This window comes from Roseomonas chloroacetimidivorans, from assembly GCF_049629625.1.
GTDB lineage: Bacteria > Pseudomonadota > Alphaproteobacteria > Acetobacterales > Acetobacteraceae > Roseomonas > Roseomonas chloroacetimidivorans.
The window spans coordinates 1-644 of record NZ_JBNBZS010000316.1 but is presented as its reverse complement, the minus strand read 5'-3'; the positions used below and the strand labels follow the sequence as shown (position 1 = coordinate 644).

Genomic DNA, 644 nt, shown 5'->3' with positions numbered 1-644 from the left:
TCGCGCGACGCTCAAATTCACCGAGCACGGCATCGAAAGCCTCAAGGAACTCTGCCTCGACCAGAAGCGGTGAGCGCGGTCAGCACGTCTGCGCTCGATAGCCCGCGGCCCCGGCCGGATGGATACCCAAGATCTGCGTGATCGCCGACAGCGCAGGCCGCGCCGTCGCCTTCTCACTGGCGCCGGGGCAAGCGCACGAACTGCCCCACGCCGCGCCCCTCCTCGCCACGCTTCCCGGCGTGCCGCTCTGGGTGGTGGGCGACCGCGGCTACTCCAGCCATGCCTTTCGCGAGCACGTCTGGGACCTCGGCGCACGTCCCGCGATACCGCCCAAGAGGAACGAGGCCTCAGTCGCCTATCCAGACTGGATCTACAACAACCGCAACCGTGTCGAACGCCTCTGGGCCAGGCTCAAGGAGTGGCGCGCCGTGGCGACGCGCTACGAGAAAACTGCCTCGTCTTTCCTCGGCGTCCTCCACCTCGCCGCCACACTCGACTGGATCAGGCGCTAACAGGCCCTTCTGTAATCGGGTCGGTCAATGACCGGCGTGGTGGTCACGTCGCGGGTTCCTCGCTTCTGTTCGTGGTCGGCGTGGAGCCGCCACAGGCTACGGCCAGGCAGGCGGGGTGGACCAATCTAGCAA

General features: G+C 66.9%; 1 pseudogene. It reads left to right on the top strand.

Annotated features, from left to right (window positions below):
• Nucleotides 1-116: 116 nt before the first annotated feature.
• Nucleotides 117-512 (top strand): annotated as a pseudogene (locus ACO1BU_RS37690) (IS5 family transposase); the annotation flags it as partial.
• Between the last annotated feature and the right edge of the window lie 132 nt (nucleotides 513-644).